The following is a 17,462-nucleotide window of genomic DNA, read 5'->3' as shown; positions in this document are numbered from 1 at the left end:
TAGCAGATGCCAACTTTGCTGAACACCAATCACACCAATACTCCTGATAACTTCAATCAATCGGCCTGACGACGCAGGAACGCCGGAATATCCAGATAATCCAGATCCTCCTGCGGATTCAGCTTGGCAGCGGTGGCCGCTGCATGGGCCTGGTTGCGCATGACGGTCGGGCGCTCCAGATCGCGGTAGTTCACGGCAGCCTGCTCCTGCTGGCGCGGGGCCGGAGCGGCAGCGGCGACGGTCTGCACGGTATTGTCGATGACCTTGACCGGCTTTTCGTTGCGCGGACCCAGGCCGGTGGCGACCACGGTGACATGCAGCTCGTCAGCCATGTCTGGATCGATCACGGCACCAACCTTGACAGTGGCTTCATCGGAAGCGAAGGCCTCGATGATCTCGCCCACTGCGGCGTACTCGCCGAGCGACAGGTCCAGACCGGCGGTGATGTTGACCAGAATGCCGCGTGCACCCTGCAGGTTGACGTCTTCCAGCAGCGGGTTGCGAATGGCCGCTTCGGTCGCTTCACGCGCGCGGTTCGGGCCGGTGGAGCAACCGGTGCCCATCATGGCCATGCCCATTTCGCCCATGACAGTCTTCACGTCGGCGAAGTCGACGTTCATCAGGCCCGGACGCTGCATGATGTCGGAGATGCCGCGCACCGCGCCGGTCAGCACGTCGTCAGCCTTGGCAAAGGCGGCCAGCAGGCTCGCGTCCTTGCCGAGGATGGTCAGCAACTTCTCGTTGGGAATGGTGATCAGCGAGTCGACACATTCGGACAGTGCGCGGATACCCTCGTCGGCAACCTGCATGCGGCGGCGGCCTTCGAAGGGGAACGGCCGAGTGACCACGGCGACGGTCAGGATGCCCATTTCCTTGGCGACCGAAGCGATGATCGGTGCGGCACCGGTACCGGTACCGCCACCCATGCCAGTGGTGATGAACACCATGTCAGCGCCTTCCAGCACTTCGGCGATGCGCTCGCGGTCTTCCATCGCAGCCTGACGGCCGATGTCCGGATTGGTGCCGGCGCCCAGGCCTTTGGTGATGGCCGAGCCGAGCTGCAGCACGGTACGCGCCTCGACCTTTTTCAGCGCCTGCGCATCGGTGTTGGCGCAGATGAATTCGACGCCTTCAACGTTGTTGCGAACCATGTGGTTCACGGCATTGCCGCCGCCGCCACCAACGCCGATGACCTTGATGACTGCACTTTGCGGGGTATGATCTACGAGTTCGAACATTTCCCTCTCTCCTTCCAGCTTTCTAGTTTTGGTTTTACAGCGCACTGCTTAAAAATTGCCCTGGATCCAGCCCTTGAGCCGATCCAGAACAGACGCCTTTGATTCGTCGGCAAAGCTGCCGAGTCCAGGCACGGGAACGCCGTCGGCCTGCTTGTGCAGTCCGTACAGCAGCAGGCCCACGCCCGTCGAATAGATTGGATTGCGTACTACGTCGGCCAGTCCCTTGACGCTGTGCGGCACGCCAAGGCGCACCGGCATGTGAAAGATTTCCTCGGCCAGGTCGACGGCTCCTTCCATCTTCGCTGTACCGCCGGTGAGAACGATCCCGGCCGGGACCAGATCCTCGTAACCGCTGCGCCGCAGCTCGGCCTGGATCAGGGTGAAGAGCTCGTCGTAACGCGGCTCTACCACCTCTGCCAGGGCCTGCCGGGACAGTTCACGCGGAGGGCGATCGCCAACGCTGGGGACCTTGATGGTCTCGCCCGCGCCAGCCAGCTTGGCCAGCGCGCAAGCATAACGAATCTTGATCTCCTCGGCATACTGGGTCGGCGTACGCAGGGCCATCGCGATGTCGTTGGTGACCTGGTCGCCAGCGATCGGGATCACGGCCGTATGGCGGATCGCGCCCTCGGTGAAGATGCAGATGTCGGTGGTGCCCCCGCCGATATCCACCAGGCAGACGCCCAGCTCCTTCTCGTCATCGGTCAGCACGGCGTGCGCCGAAGCCAGTTGCTCGAGAATGATGTCGTCCACTTCCAGACCGCAGCGGCGCACGCACTTCTCGACATTCTGCGCGGCGTTCACCGCACAGGTGACTACGTGCACCTTGGCCTCCAGACGCACGCCGGACATGCCCAGCGGTTCACGCACGCCCTCCTGGTTGTCGATCACGTAGTCCTGCGGCAGGGTGTGCAGCACGCGCTGATCGGCAGGAATGGCAACCGCCTGCGCCGCGTCGAGCACACGCTCCAGATCGGCGGTACTCACTTCGCGGTCGCGGATGGCCACGATGCCGTGGGAGTTCAGGCTGCGGATGTGATTGCCGGCCAGACCGACGAAGGCTGAATGGATGCGGCAGCCAGCCATCAGCTGGGCTTCTTCGATGGCGCGCTGGATCGACTGCACGGTGGATTCGATGTTCACCACCACGCCCTTCTTCAGGCCGCGCGAAGGATGGGTACCGATGCCCACGATTTCCAGTTCACCATCGGCGGTCACCTCGCCCACCAGCGCCACCACCTTGGAGGTGCCGATGTCCAGGCCGACGATCATCTTGCCGCTTTGCACGCTCGACATGTGTTTCATTCCTCAATTCTTCGCAGCGACGGTCGTATCCGTCGCAGTCGGGATCGGCTCATGCCAGGCGACTGCCAGGCCGTTCGCATAGCGCAGGTCGATCCGTGCGATTTTCTCGCTTTCCTGCTCCAGTGCCTTTTGATAAATGGCAGTGAAGCGACGCATTTTTTCTACTACCTGGTCCCGCCCCAGCAACAACTCGATGCCCTGGTTGGTGGTCAGGAACCAGCTTCCACGTTCACGCAGCTCGAGACGGGAAATGGAGAACCCCAGCGGGCGCAGCATCTGGCTGAGCATCTGGTATTGCTGCATGACCCGCTGTTGGGCCCGCTTCGGACCATACAAATGTGGCAAGTGTTCATATCGGCTCAGGTCATCCGGCGAGAAAGCCTGGCCTTTATTGTTAAGCAATGCTTCGCCCCCCCAACGGGCAATCGGCAATTGCTCATCCAGATGCACCATCACCTGATCCGGCCAGACGCGGCGAACCTCGACATGGGCAATCCATGGCATCTGTTCGAGTTGGTGGCGCATGCCGTTCAGATCAACCTTGAAGAAGCTCTGCTCGACGAAAGGCGCGATGCGCTGCTGAACCGCCTCGCGGCTTACGTAACCCAGCTCGCCCTGAACGCTGACCTTGGCGATCGGCCGGTCGGCATAGGGCAGCAGGCGCTCGCCCAGTTCGTACAGCCCGACCGCCAGGCCGACCAGCAGCACTGGCCAGACGAAACGCTTCAGACCGGCAAGGCTGGGCCTGGGCAGGCGCTGCGACAGCGGCTGCGGCGTCACCAGGCGGCTCGCACCCCGTTGCACGGGCTTGCGCGAGGCACGTCCGTTGCCGGGTTGCGAATGACGCAGCGTGGTGATCATGGCTCAGTTCCCCGCCTCGAGGCTGTCGTCGAGAATGCTCAGCACCAGCTGCTGGAAATCCAGCCCGGCGGCACGCGCCGCCATCGGCACCAGGCTGTGATCGGTCATGCCCGGCACGGTGTTCACTTCCAGCAGCCAGAAGTTGCCCTCGGCATCCTGCATCACGTCCACCCGCGCCCAACCGCGAATACCCACCGCCTCGCAGGCACGCGCCGAGAGCACCTTGAGTTCTTCTTCGCGGGCCGCGTCCAGCCCGCAGGGGATGCGGTACTGGGTATCGGAGGCCAGGTACTTGGCGTCGTAATCGTAAAAGGTATGCGGCGTGCCCAGGCCAATCGGCGGCAGGACCTCACCGTGCAGCACCGCCACGGTGAACTCGGGGCCCTGGATCCACTGTTCAACCAGCACCTGCGCGTCATAGGTGCTCGCTGCGCGCCAGGCGGCGATCAGCTCGGCGACATCGCCAACCTTGGCCATACCGATGCTCGATCCCTCGTGCGCCGGCTTGACGATCAGCGGAAAGCCCAGCATCTGGGCCGCGGCCTGGCAGTCGGCTTCGCTGGCCAGCACCGCGTGCCGCGGCGTTGGCAGGCCTAGGCTCTGCCAGACCTGCTTGGTGCGCAGCTTGTCCATGGCCAGCGCCGAGGCGAGGATGCCGCTGCCGGTGTAAGGAATGCCGGCACACTCCAGCAGCCCCTGCATGCTGCCATCTTCGCCACCGCGGCCGTGCAGGACGATAAAGGCACGGTCGATCCGCTCGCTGCTCAGGCGCTGCAGCAGGTCATCACCGGCATCGATACCGAAGGCATCCACACCCGCCGCCTGCAACGCGGCGAGCACGGCAGCGCCGGACTTGAGGGAGACCTCGCGCTCGGCGCTCCTGCCGCCGAAGAGCACGGCGACGCGGCCGAATTCCTTGGGGTCGCGCGTCGATTGCAAAGCCATCATTTGGTTTTCCTTGCGGCGTCATCGCCACCGAACAGGGGACTCTTGAGAAGTTGCGGAGCCAGCCCGCCGATATCACCAGCGCCCTGGCAGAGCAGGATGTCACCGGCACGCAGCAGCGGCTTGACCAGCGGCGCCAGATCGACGCCACGCTCGACATAGATGGGGTCGAGCTGACCGCGCTGGCGGATGCTGTGGCACAGCTGACGACTGTCGGCACCGGGGATGGGCTCTTCACCGGCCGGGTAGACCTCCATCAGCAGCAGCACGTTGGATTCGCCGAGCACCTGCACGAAGTCGTCGTAGAGGTCCCGGGTACGGCTGTAGCGGTGTGGCTGGTAGACCATCACCAGGCGCCGCTCCGGCCAGCCACCACGTACCGCCTTGATCACCGCAGCGACCTCCCGCGGGTGGTGGCCGTAGTCGTCCACCAGCATCACGCTGCCGCCGTCCACCGGCAGATTGCCGTAGACCTGGAAACGGCGGCCGACGCCGGCGAACTCGGCCAGGCCCTGGACTATGGCTTCGTCATCGATGCCCTCGTCGGTGGCGATGGCGATGGTGGCCAGGGCATTGAGCACGTTGTGGTTGCCGGGCATGTGCACCGAGACGTCCAGCGGTTCGCAGCCGTCGCGCAGCACGGTGAAATAGGTGCGCATGCCTTCCTGACGAACGTTGATGGCACGCACGTCGGCGTCTTCACTGAAACCGTAGGTGGTAGTCGGACGGCCGATCTGCGGAATGATCTCGCGCACCACCGGATCGTCGACGCAGAGCACCGCCAGGCCGTAGAACGGCAGGTTGTGCAGGAACTCGACGAAGGTCTTCTTCAGCTTGCCGAAGTCGCCGCCATAGGTGCTCATGTGGTCGGCGTCGATGTTGGTCACCACCGCCACCATCGGCTGCAGGTGGAGGAAGCTGGCGTCGCTTTCGTCCGCTTCGGCGATCAGGTAACGGCTGCTGCCCAGCTGCGCATTGGTACCAGCCGCGGTCAGACGGCCACCGATGACGAAGGTCGGATCGAGCCCACCTGCCGCGAACACCGAAGCCAGCAAGCTGGTGGTGGTGGTCTTGCCATGGGTTCCGGCGACGGCGATGCCATGCCGGTAGCGCATCAACTCGGCGAGCATCTCGGCCCGCGGCACCACCGGGATGCGCTGTTCCAGGGCCAGGGCCACTTCCGGATTGGCCGAATTGATCGCGCTGGACACCACCAGCACGTCGGCACCGGCGACATTGCCGGCCTGGTGGCCGATGAAGATCTGTGCGCCGAAGCTCTGCAGACGCTCGGTACTGGCCGACTCCTTGAGGTCCGAGCCGGACACCTCGTAGCCGAGGTTGAGCAGCACTTCGGCGATGCCGCACATGCCGACCCCGCCGATGCCAACGAAATGAATGCGGCGGATGCGCCGCATGCGGCGTACTTCGGCTTTCACCGCAGCGGGCGACTTAGCCATGGGCCACCTCCAGGCAGATATCGACCACGCTGCGGGTGGCGTCGGGCCGGGCCAGGCGGCGCGCGGTGGCCCCCATGGCCTTGAGTTTTTCCGGCTGCATCATTACCTCGGTCAGCTGAGCGGCGAGCGCGGCCGCGTCAGTCTTGGCTTGTGGCAGAAGGACGGCAGCACCCTCCTTCGCCAAATATTCGGCATTGCGGGTTTGGTGATCGTCGATCGCGTGAGGCAACGGCACCAGGAACGACGGCAGCCCGGCGGCGGCCAGCTCACACACGGTGAGTGCGCCGGCGCGGCAGATCACCAGATCGGCCCAGGCGTAAGCCCGCGCCATGTCCTTGATGAAGGGCGCAACCTCGGCCTCGACGCCCGCCTCGGCATAGCGCTGCTCGGTGATCTCGGCGTGCTGTTTGCCGGCCTGGTGGAACACTTCCGGCCGCAGTTCGGCGGGGACCTGCGCCAGCGCTGCGGGCAACAGCTTGTTCAGCGGTTCGGCACCCAGGCTGCCACCCAGCACCAGCAGACGCGGCCGACGATGAGCCAGGCTGTCGCGCGGGGTTTCCAGAAACAGTTCCTCCCGCACCGGGTTGCCGGTGGTCCGGCGCTTGGCGCTGGAGCTGAAGGTATCCGGGAACGCCTCGCAGACCCGGCTGGCCAACGGCACCAGGCTACGGTTGGCGGTACCGGCCACGGCGTTCTGCTCGTGGATCACCAGCGGCACGCCGGCCAGTTTGGCCGCCAGCCCGCCGGGACCTGTGACGTAGCCGCCAAGCCCCAGCACACAGACCGGACGCAGCTCACGGATGATGCGGCGCGCCTGGAACAGCGAGCGAACCAGCTGCAGCGGAGCCTTGATCAGCGACGCCAGACCTTTGCCGCGCAGTCCACTGACCTGAATCAGATGCAATGGCAGCCCGGCAGCAGGCACCAGTTCGTTCTCGATGCCACGCGGCGTGCCGAGCCAATGCACGGCATAGCCACGCGCCTGGAACTCGCGCGCGCAGGCCAACGCAGGGAATACGTGCCCACCGGTACCGCCGGCCATGATCAGGACATTAGCGGCCATGAGCGACCTCCTTGGCCGAGGGCTCGGCAAAGTCGGACTCGTCGAACTCGGTGTCCTCGCTGCCCAGTACGGTGCGGCTTTCCCACTCGATGCGCAGCAGCAGCGCCATGCTCGCGCAGGTCACCACCAGCGAGCTGCCGCCGTAACTGAGGAAGGGCAGCGTCAGGCCCTTGGTCGGCAACAGGCCGACATTCACCCCGACGTTGATCAGGAACTGACCGAGCCAGAGGAACGCCAGACCCCAGGCGACATAGGCGGCGAAGAACTGCCGAGCCTTCTCTGCCCAGAGTCCGATGTAGAGGGCACGCACGCCGACGAAGGCAAACAGGGCGATGGTCGCCAGCGCGCCGATCATGCCCAGCTCTTCGGCAAGTACCGAGAACACGAAGTCGGTGTGCGCTTCGGGCAGGTAGAACTGCTTCTGTACGCTGTTGCCGAGGCCGACGCCGAACCATTCGCCACGCCCGAAGGCGATCAGCGCCTGGGTCAGCTGATAGCCGGCACCATACTGGTCGGCCCAGGGGTCGGTAAAAGTGATCAGGCGCTGCAGGCGGTATTCCTGAGTCTGCACCAGGACCACCACTGCGCCGACCGCGGCGATCACCAGCAGGCTGAAGCGGATCATCCCGACCCCGCCGAGGAACAGCATGGCCACCGCAGCGCCCATCATCACCACCGTCGCCCCGAAGTCGGGCTCCAGCAACAGCAGGAACGCCATTGGCAGCAGCACCAGGAACGGCTTGGCGAAGCCCCACAGGCTCTCGCGAACTTCCTCCTGCCGGCGCACCAGATAACCGGCCAGGTAGATCACCACGAATACCTTGGCCAGCTCCGACGGCTGCACGTTGAACGCGCCGAAGCCGATCCAGCGCATGGAACCATTGACCTCGCGACCGATGCCCGGCAGCAGCACCAGGATCAACAGCCCGAAGGCCGCCAGGAGCAGCATCCAGTCCATCCGCTGCCAGAACGAAAGCGGTACCAGCAGCATCGCGGCGCCGGCACCCAGCCCCAGCACCACATAGATCAGGTGGCGAATCATGTGGTACAGCGGATTGCCGGAGTTGACCGCCGCCACCTCGGACGACGCCGAGGTGATCATCACCAGGCCGAGACCAAGCAGCGCCAGACAACCGGCCAGCATGGGGAAGTCCAGGTCCACACCACGGCGGCCGTACAGGGGCGAAGGGGCTTGGCGCAGGAAGGCGAGCATCAGTCGAGCGCCTCCACCGCAGCGGCGAAGAGACGACCGCGCTCCTCGAAGTTCTTGAACATGTCCAGGCTGGCGCAGGCCGGCGAAAGCAGTACCGCATCGCCCGACTCCGCACATTCGGCGGCGCGCTGTACAGCCTCTTCCAGGCTGGCGACGCGGATCAGCACCGTCGCTTCGCCCAGCGCCTCGGCCAGACGCGGGGCGTCGCGACCGAGCAGCACCACGGCTCGGCAGTAACGCGCCACGGGAGCGCGCAGCGCGGAGAAGTCGGCGCCCTTGCCGTCGCCGCCGGCGATCAGCACCAGCTTGCCGTCGATGTCGGCGCCGAGGCCTTCGATCGCTGCCAGCGCAGCACCGACGTTGGTGGCCTTGGAGTCGTCGTAATAGCTGACACCGGCACGCTCACCGACCCACTGGCAACGGTGCGGCAAACCGGTGAAACGACGCAGCGTATCCAGCATGGGGCCGAACGGCAGCCCCACCGCGTGCCCGAGTGCCAACGCAGCCAGGGCGTTGGACTGATTATGCGCACCGCGCATCTTCAGTTCGCGCACCGGCATCAGCGCCTCGAACTGGAACGCCAGGTACTTCTCGCCTTTTTCCTCGAAGAGCCCGAAGCCCTTGAAGTCCGGCTTGCCGAGCCCGAAGGTCCAGGTCGGCACATCCTCACCCACCAGCGGCCGGCTCAGGCGGTCATCCCGATTGACCACCACCTGACGCGCGCCACGGAAGATGCGGTGCTTGGCCTGGTGATAAGCCGGCAGCCCACTGTAGCGGTCCATGTGGTCTTCGCTGATGTTCAGGCAGGTGGCCACTTCGGCATTGAGCTGCTCGGTGGTTTCCAGCTGGAAGCTGGAAAGCTCCAGTACGTAGAGATCGACTTCATCGGCAAGCAGATCGAGCGCTGGCGTGCCCAGATTGCCGCCGACCGCCACGGTACGCCCGGCTGCCGCGGCCATCTCGCCGACCAGGGTGGTCACAGTGCTCTTGGCGTTGGAGCCGGTGATCGCGACGATGGGTGCCTTGGCTTCGCGGGCGAACAGTTCGATGTCCCCCGACAGCTTGACGCCCCGTGCCGCGGCTTCCTGCAACGCCGGCGTGCTGACCGCAAGCCCGGGGCTCACCAGCAGCTCGCTGGCGGTACAGAGGAAATTCACATCCAGTTCGCCGCAGCGTACCTGCACATCCGGGTACTCGGCCTTCAGCGTGGCCAGTTCCGGCGGGTTCGCACGAGTGTCCACCACGGCAAACGGCAGCCCGCGGCGCGCCAGGTGGCGAACCAGGGACATGCCGCTCTTGCCGAGGCCGACAACGATGCGGAACTGGTCGGAAGCGATGAGCACTCTCGGTTACCTCAGTTTCAGGGTGGCAAGGCCGACGAGCACCAGGATCACGGTAATGATCCAGAAGCGCACGATCACCCGGGGTTCGGGCCAGCCTTTGAGTTCGAAATGGTGATGGATCGGCGCCATGCGGAAAACGCGTTTGCCGGTGAGCTTGAAGCTGGCGACCTGGATCATCACCGACAGCGTTTCCATCACGAACACGCCGCCCATGATGAACAGCACCACTTCCTGGCGGACGATCACGGCAATGGTGCCCAGCGCTGCGCCCAAGGCCAGCGCGCCGACGTCGCCCATGAAGACCTGCGCCGGATAGGTGTTGAACCAGAGGAAGCCGAGGCCGGCACCGATCAGCGCGCCGCAGAAGACGATGAGTTCTCCGGAACCGGGGATGTAGGGGATCAGCAGATACTCGGCGAAATTCACGTTACCGGAGAGGTAACAGAAGATGCCCAGACCGCCGCCGACCATCACGGTCGGCATGATCGCCAGGCCGTCGAGGCCGTCGGTGAGGTTGACCGCATTGCTCGAACCGACGATGACGAAATAGGTGAGAATCACGAAACCGATGCCCAGCGGGATCTCGATGTTCTTCAGCAGCGGCAGGATCAGCGTCGTTTCAACCGGCGTCTGCGCAGTCATATAAAGGAAGATCGCCGCACCGAGGCCGAACACCGACTGCCAGAAATACTTCCAGCGGCTTGGCAACCCGCGCGAGTTCTTCTCGATCACCTTGCGGTAGTCATCGACCCACCCGATGGCGCCGAACAGCAATGTCACCGCCAGCACGACCCACACGTAGCGGTTGGCCAGGTCGGCCCAGAGTAGCGTGGAAATGCCGATGGCACTGAGGATCAGCGCGCCACCCATGGTGGGCGTGCCGGATTTCGACAGATGCGACTGCGGTCCGTCGGTACGCACCGCCTGGCCGATCTGGCGCAACTGGAGGGTGCGGATCAGCCACGGGCCCATCCACAGCGACAGTACCAGCGCGGTGAGGACGCCGAGGATTCCACGCAGCGACAGGTACTGGAAGACCGCGAAGCCCTTGTGGAACTGTTGCAGATACTCGGCGAGCAGCAGCAGCATCAGTGTTTCTCCATGGATGGCCCAGCGAGCGCATCGACGACTTTGTCCATCGCCGCGCTACGCGAGCCCTTGATCAGAATGGTGGTGCCGCTGCCCTGCTCGGCACGCAGGCTTTCGATCAGGCTGGCCTGATCGGCGAAATGCCGGGCACCCTGCCCGAAAGCGGCGACCGCATGGGCCATCAGTGGCCCAACGGCATAGAGGGTGTCGACCTTGCCCGCCGCGTAGGCACCGACATCGCGATGCCCCTGCTCGGCCCACTCGCCCAGCTCACCCATGTCCCCCAGGACGAGAATGGTGCGCCCGGCGAAACTGGCAAGCACGTCGATCGCGGCGCAGATCGAAGCGGGGTTGGCGTTGTAGCTGTCGTCGATGAGACGCACACCATTGGCGAGCATCTGCGCCACGGTACGCCCCTTGACGGGTTGCAGGCCCTGCAATCCGGCCACGACAGCCTCGGCGGTGATGCCCAAGGCGTGGGCGGCCGCGGCGGCAGCCAGCGCATTGGCCACATTGTGGCGGCCCAGCAGGTTGAGCTGCACGCGCAGGTTGCCCAGCGGGCCGGTCAGTACGAAATTTGGGCAACCGCGCTGGTCGTAGGCGATCGAACCAGCGGAAAAATCGGCAAGCGGGTTGTCCAGACCGAACGACACGATGCGCTTGCCAGCCACACGCTCGGCCCAGATCGGGTAGGCCTTGTCGTCACGATTCAGCACGGCGGTGCCGGTTGCGCTCAGGCCGTCGAGAATCTCGCCCTTGGCCTGAACGATCTTTTCCGGGCCGCCGAATTCGCCGACATGGGCGGTTCCGGCGTTGGTGATCAGGCTGACATCCGGGCGCACCAGGCTGACGGTGTAAGCGATGTCACCCACTCGCGAGGCGCCGAGCTCGATGACCGCGCTGCGGTGTTCGGCGCTCAGTTCCAGCAGCGTCAGTGGCGCACCGAGGTCGTTGTTCAGATTGCCGCGCGTAGCCAGCACGGCGTCGTGCCCGTGAGCACTGCGCAGAATGCTGGCGAGCATTTCCTTGACGCTGGTCTTGCCACTCGAGCCGGTGATGGCGGCGACTGGCCCCTTGAAGGCCTCACGGTTGAGCGCCCCCAGACGCCCCAGCGCCAGGCGAGTATCGGCGACAACCAGCTGCGGCAGCGGCGCGCCCTCGACTTCGCGTGCGACCAGAGCCGCCACCGCGCCTTTGGCGGCCACCTCGGCGAGATAGGCATGACCATCGAAGCGCGGACCGGTCAGCGCAATGAACAGCTGCCCCGGCTGGGTCGCCCGGCTGTCAGTGCTGACCGCAGAGAAGCTGGCATCGGCCCCCACCAGACGGCCGGACAACGGCAGCTGCAGCTCGCTCAGTCGCATGGCTTCAAGCATCGGGCTTCTCCCAGGTGGACAGTGCGGTACAGGCTTCCTCGATATCGGAGAACGGCAGCCGCTCGCCGCGAATGTCCTGATAGTCCTCGTGGCCCTTGCCAGCGAGCACTACCACATCGCTGGCATTGGCGGCCGCGATGAGCCGGGCAATCGCCTGGGCGCGACCCTGCACAAAGGTCACCGCTTCCGGATTGACGAAGCCGCTGCGGACATCGTCGAGAATGCGTTCCGGCGCCTCGTTGCGCGGGTTGTCATCGGTAACCACAACCCCATCGGCCAGCCGCTCGGCGACCTCGGCCATGAGTGGGCGCTTGCCGGTGTCACGGTCACCACCGCAGCCGAACAGGCAGAGCAAGCGACCACGTGCGTGCGGACGTAGTGCAGTAAGCACCTTTTCCAGAGCGTCGGGGGTATGGGCGTAATCGACCACCACCAGTGGCCGGTCGCCGCCGCCCAGACGCTGCATGCGGCCGGCCGGGCCTTCAAGCTCCGGCAGCACGGCGAGGATCTCGTCCAGCGGGTAGTCCATACCGAGCAAGGCGCCAACGGCGGCGAGCACGTTGCTGACGTTGAAGCGGCCCAGCAGCGGGCTGCGCAGCGAGCGCTCACCCTGCGGGGTGATCAGCCGCGCATGAATGCCGTCATCGTCGAGCTGCGCCTCGGGGCAGTACAGGTAGGCAGAGGCGTCTTCCAGGCTGTAGCTGATCAGCCGCGATTCGCGCTCCTCACCGGCTAGCGCACGGCCGAAGCCATCGTCGAGATTGATCACCCGACAGCTCAGACCAGGCACGCCGAACAGCCGAGCCTTGGCAGCGCCGTAGGCTTCCATGGTGCCGTGGTAATCGAGATGGTCGCGCGACAGGTTGGTAAAGACAGCGACGTCGAACTCCAGCGCGGCGACGCGGCCCTGATCGAGGCCATGGGACGACACCTCCATCGCCACGGCGCGCGCGCCTTCCTGCTTCAGCTGAGCAAGGGTCGCCTGAACGCCGATCGCATCCGGCGTGGTATGCCGCCCCATTTCCAGCTGACCGTAGAAACCGGTGCCCAGGGTGCCGATGATCCCGCAGGGTTCGCCGAGACGGTCGAGGGCCTGGGCGATCAGCTGGCTGACGCTGGTCTTGCCGTTGGTTCCGGTGACACCGACCAGACGCAGGTTGCGGCTGGGCTCTCCGTAGAAGCGCCCGGCTATGGCCGAGAGCTGACCGGCCAGGTGATGCACCGGCACCATCACCGCGGCACCGGTCAGCGCCTGATCCAGCCCTTCGGATTCGTAAGCGACCGCAGCGGCGCCGCGGGCAATGGCGTCCTGTACATGATCGCGCCCGTCATGCTGCAGCCCCGGCACCGCCAGGAACAGGTCGCCGCCACGAACCTTGCGGCTGTCGAGCGTCAGCTCGCGGATCAGGACGTCACTGCCGGCGTGTGGCAGCAGGTGATTCAATGGCATCGGCATCAGCTGCGCCCTCCCTTGCCTTTGGCCGCTTCCGCGGTCTGCAGCTCGGCGGGCGGCGGCAGATTGTCCGGCGCGACATTCATCAGGCGCAGTGCGCGCGCCATGACCTTGCCGAACACCGGAGCGGCCACCAGACCACCGTAGTACTGACCCTTGCTCGGCTCGTCCACGACGACCACCGCGGCGATTCGCGGGTTGGAAAGCGGCGCGACGCCGGCGAAGAACGAACGGTAAGCATCCTTGGTATAGCCACCGGTACCGGAGATCTTCTTCGCGGTACCGCTCTTGCCGCCGACGTGGTAGCCCGGCACCTTGGCCCGCGCGCCACCGCCGCCTTCCTCCTCGACCACCGCCCGCAGCATCTGCAGCACGGTGCCGGAAATCTGCTTGTCGATGACTTGCACGCCGTCCTGCGCGCGATCCAGGCGCAACAAGGAGAGCGGCACGTTGGTGCCTTGGTTGCCCAGCACGGCATAGGCGTGCGCCAGCTGTACCGCCGTCACGGAAAGGCCATAGCCGTAGGCCAGGGACGCGGTTTCCGCATCCCGCCACTTGCGATGGTTGGGCAGGTTGCCGACGCGCTCGCCAGGGAAGCCCAGGCCGGTGTCCTGGCCGAAGCCGGCCTGCTGCATCACCGCGTAAACCGGCTCGGCACCTATATCCAGGGCGATCTTGCTGATGCCGACGTTGCTCGACTTCATCAGGATTCCGGTCAGCGACAGCATGCCGCCGCGGGACACGTCGCGGATGGTGTAGCGGCCGATTCGCATCCAGCCCGGCAGCGTGTTGACCACCGAATCCGGCTGGTACTTGCCGGTCGCCAGTGCCGCCGCGATGCTGAACGGCTTGACCGTCGAGCCCGGCTCGAAGACGTCGATCATGGCGCGGTTGCGCATCGCCGCCGGCTGCAGGTTGCGGCGGTTGTTCGGGTTGTAGGTCGGCTGGTTGGCCATGGCGAGGATCTCGCCAGTCTTGACGTCCACCATCACCAGGCTTGCCGCCTTGGCACCGTATTCATGCACGACGTTGCGCAGCTCACTGTGGGCGAGGTACTGCAGGCGCAGGTCGATCGACAGCGCCATGGCCTTGCCGGGCTTGGCGTTCTTGGTGACCTGGACGTCCTTGATCAGGCGCCCGCGGCGGTCCTTGAGCACCTGGCGCTTGCCCGGGACACCGGCCAGCCACTCGTCATAGGCCAGCTCCATGCCTTCACGACCGCGATCGTCGATGTCGGTGAAGCCGACTACGTGCGCTGCCACTTCGCCTGCCGGATAGAAGCGACGGAACTCCTCCTGCGCGTAAACGCCGGGAATCTTCAGGTCGAGAATTTCCTGGCCCTGCTCCGGCGTCAGGCCGCGCACCAGGTACATGAATTCGCGCGAGGCTTGCGATTGCAGCCGTTCGCTCAGCACCGCTGCGTCCTGCCCGAGCGCCTTGGCGAGTTCTGGCCAGCGGGCGCGCGCGGCCTGTAGTTCCTTGGGGTTGCCCCAAAGAGTGGTCACAGGCGTGCTCACGGCGAGCGGCTCGCCGTTACGATCGGTGATCAGACCCCGGTGCGCGGGAATCGGAATATGGCGAACGCTGCGCGCGTCGCCCTGGCCTTTCAGGAAGCCCTGATCCATGACCTGCAGATCGACGATGCGCCAGGCGATCACGCCCACCAGCAACGCCAGCAGCGCGAGAACGATGCGAAAGCGCCAGGGATAAAGCGCGCCCTGAAGACTCATCATGGCTTCACCAATCGGACGTCTGCCGCCGCAGGAATGTGCATGCGCAGCTGCTCGGTAGCCAGCGTCTCGATGCGGCTGTGCGCCGTCCAGGTGCTTTGCTCGAGAATCAGTCGTCCCCATTCGGCCTGGGCCTTGTCACGCACGCTGAGTTCGCCATACAGCTCGTTCAACAGCTGACGGTTCCAATGCGCGCAGTAGGCAACCGCGATCGCCGACAGGAGAACGCTGACGAACAGCACCAGCATCAGCAGGCTGCCGTTGGGCATGGCACGCAGCACGCGGCTCATCGCACTTTCTCCGCGACACGCATGACAGCGCTGCGCGAGCGTGGATTGGCTTTCACTTCCGCTTCGGATGCGTATTGCGGCTTGCCGATCAGCTTCAGACGCGGCTCGAAGGCCTTCGGGATGATTGGCAGGTCACGCGGCAGCTTGTCTGCCTCGCCCTTGGCGTGCCGACGCATGAACTGTTTGACGATGCGATCTTCCAGCGAATGGAAGCTGATGACGACCAGGCGACCGCCCACTTCCAGCGCTTCCAGCGCTGCGTCGAGACCACACTCCAGATCGCCCAGCTCGTTGTTGATATGAATGCGCAGCCCCTGGAAGGCCCGTGTTGCCGGGTTCTTGCCTTTCTCCCAGGCTGGATTGGCGTCGGTCAGCACCTTGGCCAGATCGGCGGTTCGCTCGAAGGGTGCCTCAGCGCGCCGCTGCACCACTGCACGAGCCATACGTTTGGCGAAACGCTCTTCACCGTAGTCCTTGAACACCCGTGCGATCTCGTCCTCATCGGCCGAGGCAATCCATTCGGCCGCACTCACGCCACGACTCGGATCCATGCGCATGTCCAGGGGGCCGTCGTTCAGAAAACTGAAGCCGCGAATGGGGTCGTCCAGCTGAGGCGACGACACGCCCAGATCAAGCAGAATGCCGCTCACACCCCCCGTCCAGCCGCGTTGCGCGACTTCATCACCGAGCTCGGCAAAACTTCTCTGCACAACGACAAAGCGGCCGTCCTCGGCCGCCAGCGCTTGTCCCGTAGCGATAGCTAATGGGTCCTTGTCGAATCCTAGCAACTGGCCATTAGGACCGAGCTGTTGCAGAAGTAGCCGGCTATGGCCGCCCCGCCCGAAGGTCCCGTCCAGATAGCGACCATCGGCGCGCACGTTCAGCGCCGCGACGGCTTCGTCGAGCAACACGGTGATATGTCGCAGGCTGCTGATCTGGCTCACAGGATAAGGTCACGTAGTTCTTCCGGCAGACCGCCGGGTTGCTTGATGGCCGCCAGGTCCGCGTCAGAAATCGCGTTCCAGTCGTCCTCGTTCCACAGTTGAAACTTGTTGAGTTGCCCCACCAACATCGCGCGCTTGTCCAGCCGGGCGTATTCACGCAGACGCGGCGGCACGACCACTCGACCGCTGCCATCCATTTCCAGGTCGACCGCGTTGCCGATCAACAGACGCTGCAGGCGGCGGGCCTCTTCTCGCAGGGAAGGCAACTCACGAAGTTTTGCCTCGATGAGTTCCCACTCGGGCAGCGGATATATGCACAAGCAGCGGTCCACGGCATCGATCGTGATGATCAGCTGGCCATCGCCACGGGAATTCAGCTCGTCACGATACCGGCTGGGCATGGCTAGCCGGCCTTTGGCGTCGAGACTGATGGCGTTAGCTCCGCGAAACACGCTTGCGCTTCCCCTGAATTAGCTATCCGTGCCCATATCTACCCACTTTCTGCCACTTCCTACCACTTGTGCGCACTATAGAAACGCAGCCGCCCCACCGTCAAGGCGAGCCCAGCGGGAAAAAGCCTTACGGAGCGGCAATTTAGCGATGTCAGGTGGGGATAAATGGGGAAAAGCGGGCAGCCCGAGAATGGCTTTTTAAGGACAACAAGGAGTTACTCAACAAAGTTAAAGTACTTTGTTAAGAGCAAGAATCTTTCGGAATTAAAAGCGGACATTACGGAAGGAAGAAACGGAGAGTCGATCTGTAAGCCGGGTTCTGTCGAGGACAGCCATTCCTCTACGACAGCCATCACTGACTGCCTCTAGCAACCTACCCGGATCCAGCGCGGGCCACGCCAATGGATCCCTATTTGGTCTTGCTCCAAGTGGGGTTTACCTAGCCACGGACTGTTGCCAGCCGTGCGGTGCGCTCTTACCGCACCTTTTCACCCTTACCGGCGCCGAAGCGCTTAGGCGGTTATTTTCTGTGGCACTTTCCGTAGGCTCACGCCTCCCAGGCGTTACCTGGCACTTTGCCCTATGGAGCCCGGACTTTCCTCCCTCCCTTCTTGCCGGAACAAAAAGAGACAGCGACTGTCCGATCGACTCTCCGGGCGCCAGAGTACCGTCGCGCGCACCATGCCGCAAGCGAAACGCCGGC

Annotated in this window: 15 protein-coding genes and 1 other RNA gene; all 16 read right to left on the bottom strand. The window is 64.5% G+C overall.

The features are described from left to right. Positions 1–56: 56 nt before the first annotated feature. Positions 57–1,238, bottom strand: a complete 1,182-nt coding sequence (gene ftsZ, locus PSTAB_RS04970; protein ID WP_011912274.1) for a cell division protein FtsZ — start codon at positions 1,236–1,238, stop codon at positions 57–59. Between the two features lie 48 nt (positions 1,239–1,286). Then, a complete protein-coding gene (gene ftsA / locus PSTAB_RS04965) occupies positions 1,287–2,534 on the bottom strand; it encodes a cell division protein FtsA (protein WP_013981966.1) in 1,248 nt (415 codons plus the stop codon). Between the two features lie 12 nt (positions 2,535–2,546). Further along, positions 2,547–3,404: a cell division protein FtsQ/DivIB gene (locus tag PSTAB_RS04960; RefSeq protein WP_013981965.1), complete on the bottom strand. Its 858-nt coding sequence runs from the start codon at positions 3,402–3,404 to the stop codon at positions 2,547–2,549. A gap of 3 nt (positions 3,405–3,407) precedes the next feature. Beyond that, on the bottom strand, positions 3,408–4,352 hold the full coding sequence (locus tag PSTAB_RS04955) for a D-alanine--D-alanine ligase (RefSeq protein ID WP_013981964.1): 945 nt from the start codon (positions 4,350–4,352) through the stop codon (positions 3,408–3,410). Beyond that, positions 4,349–5,806 (bottom strand): UDP-N-acetylmuramate--L-alanine ligase, encoded by a 1,458-nt coding sequence (gene murC / locus PSTAB_RS04950; protein WP_011912270.1) that lies wholly within the window; start codon positions 5,804–5,806, stop codon positions 4,349–4,351. Before murC ends, PSTAB_RS04955 begins: the two co-directional genes overlap by 4 nt. Continuing rightward, positions 5,799–6,869, bottom strand: a complete 1,071-nt coding sequence (gene murG / locus PSTAB_RS04945) for an undecaprenyldiphospho-muramoylpentapeptide beta-N-acetylglucosaminyltransferase (RefSeq protein WP_013981963.1) — start codon at positions 6,867–6,869, stop codon at positions 5,799–5,801. The genes murC and murG overlap by 8 nt, the downstream gene beginning before the upstream one ends. After that, positions 6,859–8,082, bottom strand: a complete 1,224-nt coding sequence (ftsW, locus tag PSTAB_RS04940) for a putative lipid II flippase FtsW (protein ID WP_013981962.1) — start codon at positions 8,080–8,082, stop codon at positions 6,859–6,861. The genes murG and ftsW overlap by 11 nt, the downstream gene beginning before the upstream one ends. Next, a complete protein-coding gene (gene murD, locus PSTAB_RS04935; RefSeq protein WP_013981961.1) occupies positions 8,082–9,425 on the bottom strand; it encodes a UDP-N-acetylmuramoyl-L-alanine--D-glutamate ligase in 1,344 nt (447 codons plus the stop codon). The genes ftsW and murD overlap by 1 nt, the downstream gene beginning before the upstream one ends. Positions 9,426–9,431: 6 nt before the next feature. Further along, positions 9,432–10,514, bottom strand: a complete 1,083-nt coding sequence (gene mraY / locus PSTAB_RS04930) for a phospho-N-acetylmuramoyl-pentapeptide-transferase (RefSeq protein WP_011912266.1) — start codon at positions 10,512–10,514, stop codon at positions 9,432–9,434. Further along, a complete protein-coding gene (locus tag PSTAB_RS04925; RefSeq protein WP_013981960.1) occupies positions 10,514–11,890 on the bottom strand; it encodes a UDP-N-acetylmuramoyl-tripeptide--D-alanyl-D-alanine ligase in 1,377 nt (458 codons plus the stop codon). The genes mraY and PSTAB_RS04925 overlap by 1 nt, the downstream gene beginning before the upstream one ends. Further along, complete coding sequence (locus PSTAB_RS04920; protein ID WP_013981959.1) at positions 11,883–13,346, bottom strand: UDP-N-acetylmuramoyl-L-alanyl-D-glutamate--2,6-diaminopimelate ligase; 1,464 nt, start codon at positions 13,344–13,346, stop codon at positions 11,883–11,885. Before PSTAB_RS04920 ends, PSTAB_RS04925 begins: the two co-directional genes overlap by 8 nt. Then, positions 13,346–15,073 carry a peptidoglycan D,D-transpeptidase FtsI family protein gene (locus PSTAB_RS04915; RefSeq protein ID WP_011912263.1) on the bottom strand — a complete coding sequence of 576 codons (1,728 nt, stop codon included), beginning with the start codon at positions 15,071–15,073 and terminating at the stop codon, positions 13,346–13,348. Before PSTAB_RS04915 ends, PSTAB_RS04920 begins: the two co-directional genes overlap by 1 nt. After that, positions 15,073–15,363, bottom strand: coding sequence for a cell division protein FtsL (gene ftsL, locus PSTAB_RS04910; RefSeq protein ID WP_013981957.1), 291 nt, complete (start codon positions 15,361–15,363; stop codon positions 15,073–15,075). The genes PSTAB_RS04915 and ftsL overlap by 1 nt, the downstream gene beginning before the upstream one ends. Then, positions 15,360–16,307, bottom strand: coding sequence for a 16S rRNA (cytosine(1402)-N(4))-methyltransferase RsmH (gene rsmH / locus PSTAB_RS04905; protein ID WP_013981956.1), 948 nt, complete (start codon positions 16,305–16,307; stop codon positions 15,360–15,362). Before rsmH ends, ftsL begins: the two co-directional genes overlap by 4 nt. Further along, positions 16,304–16,759, bottom strand: coding sequence for a division/cell wall cluster transcriptional repressor MraZ (gene mraZ, locus PSTAB_RS04900; protein ID WP_003281171.1), 456 nt, complete (start codon positions 16,757–16,759; stop codon positions 16,304–16,306). Before mraZ ends, rsmH begins: the two co-directional genes overlap by 4 nt. A gap of 292 nt (positions 16,760–17,051) precedes the next feature. Then, positions 17,052–17,411, bottom strand: an RNA gene (rnpB, locus tag PSTAB_RS20945) — RNase P RNA component class A. Positions 17,412–17,462 lie beyond the last annotated feature (51 nt).

Origin of the sequence: Stutzerimonas stutzeri (assembly GCF_000219605.1) — a bacterium.
GTDB lineage: Bacteria > Pseudomonadota > Gammaproteobacteria > Pseudomonadales > Pseudomonadaceae > Stutzerimonas > Stutzerimonas stutzeri.
This window is presented reverse-complemented; position numbering and strand designations above follow the sequence as displayed.

Bases quoted from the DNA above. Each gene is read 5' to 3' on its own strand.
- ftsZ (WP_011912274.1), bottom strand. From the start codon at position 1,238: ATGTTCGAACTCGTAGATCATACCCCGCAAAGTGCAGTCATCAAGGTC.
- ftsA (WP_013981966.1), bottom strand. From the start codon at position 2,534: ATGTCGAGCGTGCAAAGCGGCAAGATGATCGTCGGCCTGGACATCGGC.
- PSTAB_RS04960 (WP_013981965.1), bottom strand. From the start codon at position 3,404: ATGATCACCACGCTGCGTCATTCGCAACCCGGCAACGGACGTGCCTCG.
- PSTAB_RS04955 (WP_013981964.1), bottom strand. From the start codon at position 4,352: ATGATGGCTTTGCAATCGACGCGCGACCCCAAGGAATTCGGCCGCGTC.
- murC (WP_011912270.1), bottom strand. From the start codon at position 5,806: ATGGCTAAGTCGCCCGCTGCGGTGAAAGCCGAAGTACGCCGCATGCGG.
- murG (WP_013981963.1), bottom strand. From the start codon at position 6,869: ATGGCCGCTAATGTCCTGATCATGGCCGGCGGTACCGGTGGGCACGTA.
- ftsW (WP_013981962.1), bottom strand. From the start codon at position 8,082: ATGCTCGCCTTCCTGCGCCAAGCCCCTTCGCCCCTGTACGGCCGCCGT.
- mraY (WP_011912266.1), bottom strand. From the start codon at position 10,514: ATGCTGCTGCTGCTCGCCGAGTATCTGCAACAGTTCCACAAGGGCTTC.
- PSTAB_RS04925 (WP_013981960.1), bottom strand. From the start codon at position 11,890: ATGCTTGAAGCCATGCGACTGAGCGAGCTGCAGCTGCCGTTGTCCGGC.
- PSTAB_RS04920 (WP_013981959.1), bottom strand. From the start codon at position 13,346: ATGCCGATGCCATTGAATCACCTGCTGCCACACGCCGGCAGTGACGTC.
- PSTAB_RS04915 (WP_011912263.1), bottom strand. From the start codon at position 15,073: ATGAGTCTTCAGGGCGCGCTTTATCCCTGGCGCTTTCGCATCGTTCTC.
- ftsL (WP_013981957.1), bottom strand. From the start codon at position 15,363: ATGAGCCGCGTGCTGCGTGCCATGCCCAACGGCAGCCTGCTGATGCTG.